This is a genomic window from Parafrankia sp. Ea1.12 (genome assembly GCF_900465275.1).
In the GTDB taxonomy this organism is placed as follows: Bacteria; Actinomycetota; Actinomycetes; order Frankiales; family Frankiaceae; genus Parafrankia; species Parafrankia soli.
Genome location: NZ_UBIZ01000343.1, coordinates 1 through 2,894, shown reverse-complemented (window position 1 = coordinate 2,894; position 2,894 = coordinate 1). Strand labels below are relative to the sequence as shown.

The following is a 2,894-nucleotide window of genomic DNA, read 5'->3' as shown; positions in this document are numbered from 1 at the left end:
CGTGCGGCGGCGGCGACGGCGAGCAGGGCGGTGGCACGGCCACCAGCTCCGGCGAACCGGTCAAGCTGATGATCATCGCGCCGGTCGGCACCACCGGGGCCAACCATCCCGAGATGGTGGCGGCGGTCCGGGCCGCCGCCCGCGGTGTCAACGAGCGTGGCGGCATCAAGGGCCATCCGGTCGAGATCCTGCACTGCAACGAGAAGAACGACCCCACCGCGGCGAAGGAATGCGCCCAGAAGGCGGTGGACGAGCACGTTCTGGCCGTGGTCTCCACCGTCAACGGCTCGGGCGGGATCATGCCGATCCTCGAGGAGGCCGGCATCCCGGCGATCGGGTCGGCCGGGATCGCGGCGGACGGCTCCGAGCTCAGCTCGGACGTCAGCTTCGTCGTCAGCCCACTCACCTTCTACCCGGCCGTCTGCCCGTCGCTGCTACGCAAGGCCGGGGCGTCCAAGGTCGGGCTGGTCGGCTACGACCTGAGCGCGAGTGACCGCCTGATCACGATGGCCCAGGCCGGCGGGCGCGCGGCCGGGGCGCCGATCAATCCCGAGCTGCGCATCCCGATCACCAGCAGCGACCTCACCCCGACCGTCGCGCAGCTGAGCAGGGCGGGTGCGGACGGCGCCGTCCTGGTGGTGTTCGACCAGGCCGCCTACGCGGTCATCGGCGGCGGCGACCCGAACCTGCGCACCTGCCACGCGGCCGGCACCCTCTCCAAGGAGTACCTCGCCACGCTCGGGCCGGCCGCCGACAACCTCGTCGTCGCCAGCGCGTTCCCCGAGCTCAGCCAGGCCGCCGAGTTCCCCGAGCTCAAACGGATGATCTCCGAAATGGACGCCGAGGCGGCTGGGGGCGATGCCGACGCGCGCGCCGAGCTCCGGGATTCCACGGAGACCACCGGGGCGTGGCTGTCCGTCCAGATCGCCGAGAAGGTCGGCAACTCCGTCTCGGGCGACCTGACGACGAAGAGCCTGCTCGAGCAGCTCCGCGCGACCAAGGGCCTCGACCTCGGCGTGATCCCGCCGCTGGACTTCACCACGCCCAACCCCATCCCGGGTGTGGAGCGCGTCTTCAACACGACGATGCGCGGTGCCCGCTGGAACAGCGCCCAGCACACCTTCGTCCCGCTCGGGCCGGAAACCTACGAGGCGCTCGGCCTGCTGACCCGCGGCGCTTCCTGACCCGACGGCCTGGCGCGCGGGCCCAGCCGGCCCGCGCGCCGGGCGACGACCTCCGGGTGGCGTCAGGCCAGGGGCAGGTAGGCGCCGAGGAGCAGGTCGGGATCCGCCCGCACCCCGGCCGCCGGGCCCGACCACGCGACCTGGCCATGCCGCAGGACGATCACCCGGTCGGCCACCGCCAGCGCGCTGCGCACATGCTGCTCGACGAGGAGCACGGCGAGACCACCGTCGGCCGCGGCCCGGACGGCGCCGAGCAGCCGTTCGACCAGCTGGGGCGCGAGGCCGAGCGAGAGCTCGTCGGCGAGCAGCGCCGCGGGCCGGCGCGCGAGGGCCCGGGCGAGCGCGACCATCTGCTGCTGACCACCGGAGAGCAGGCCCGCCCGCCGGTCGAGATGCCCGGCCAGCTCGGGGAACGTCTCCAGGGCCACGCCGGTGTCGGCGCGGCCGAGCCGCAGGTTCTCCCGCACCGTCAGATCCATGATCACGGACCTGTCCTCGGGGACGAAGGCCAGCCCGGCGCGGGCACGCTGGTGCAACGGGGCGGTCGTCACCCGGCCGTTCCACGAGACGGTGCCGCCGCTGGGCGACAGCGCCCCGCTCAGCGCGAGCAGCGTCGTCGTCTTGCCGGCGCCGTTCGGCCCGAGCAGGGTGACCACCTCCCCCGGCCGCAGGTCCAGGTCGAGCCCGCGGACCACCGGCCCGCCCTCGCCGTAGCCGGCCGACAGCCCGCGCGCGCTGAGCACCGGCGCGGCAGGCCCCGTCCTGGGCCGCGGCACACCGGGGGCCGGGGGGTTCGTGCTCACCGGCTAACCGCGCCGGCCGAGCCGGCCGCCGGTGTGCGGCCGGCGCCGGTCGCCGCGCCCAGGTAGGCCCGGCGCACCCGCGGGTCGACCCGGACCTGACCCGGGGTGCCCTGCGCGATCACCTCACCGCCGTCGAGAACGACCACCTGGTCGCAGATCCGCATCACCACGTCCATGTCATGCTCGTTGAGCAGGATTCCCAGCCCCCAGTTGTCCGCCAGCCGCCGCAGCAGCGTGGCCACCCCGGCGCTCTCGTTCTCGTCGAGCCCCGCGCACGGCTCGTCCAGCAGCAGCACGGACGGGCAGGTCGCCACCGCGCGGGCGATCGCCAGCAGCCGGCGGCGGCCGTAGGAGAGCTCCGAGACCGTGCGGAGCAGGTCGTCGCGCAGACCGAAGGCCTCCACGGCGGCGGCGGCCGCGGCGGGCAGCGGCCGGGAGCGCGGCAGCACCAGGTCACCGGCGTAGGCACGGGCGTCCCGCGGGTCGCAGGCGGCCTGGATGTTCTCGATGACCGTGAGATCCTCGAAAAGCTCGAGGTTCTGGAACGACCGGCTGATCCCGGCACGGGCACGCAGGTGGGCCGGCAGCCGGTCGAGCCGGGTGTCGCCGAGCATCAGGGACCGCGAGACGGACGAGGTGTAGCCGGTGATCGCGTCGATCACCGTCGTCTTGCCCGCACCGTTCGGGCCGATGACGCCGACGACCCGTCCCGGCTCGACCCGCAGGTCGACCGAGCGGACCGCAGCCACCGGCCCGAAGCTCACCGACAGTCCCCAGACCGACAGCGTGGCCGGCCGGGCCGGGTAGGCGACCGTGCCGACCCGGCGGATCGGTCCCGTCGCCGGGCCCGCCGCTGCGGCGGGGGCGGAGGCGTTGGCGGCGTTGACGGCGGGGGCGTTGGCGGCGA

General features: G+C 74.6%; 3 protein-coding genes. 1 reads left to right on the top strand and 2 read right to left on the bottom strand.

Translation table 11 applies throughout. The features are described from left to right. Positions 1-1,184 (top strand): ABC transporter substrate-binding protein (locus FMEAI12_RS19180; protein WP_235014195.1); only part of this gene is annotated, 1,184 nt, incomplete at its 5' end. 62 nt (positions 1,185-1,246) lie between these two features. Here FMEAI12_RS19180 and FMEAI12_RS19175 read toward each other — a convergent pair. Both FMEAI12_RS19175 and FMEAI12_RS19170 read right to left on the bottom strand, forming a co-directional pair. Further along, on the bottom strand, positions 1,247-1,987 hold the full coding sequence (locus tag FMEAI12_RS19175; RefSeq protein ID WP_071061286.1) for an ABC transporter ATP-binding protein: 741 nt from the start codon (positions 1,985-1,987) through the stop codon (positions 1,247-1,249). Next, positions 1,984-2,894, bottom strand: a 911-nt coding sequence (locus FMEAI12_RS19170; RefSeq protein ID WP_146776730.1) for an ABC transporter ATP-binding protein, incomplete at its 5' end; no start/stop codon positions are given. The genes FMEAI12_RS19170 and FMEAI12_RS19175, both read right to left, overlap by 4 nt.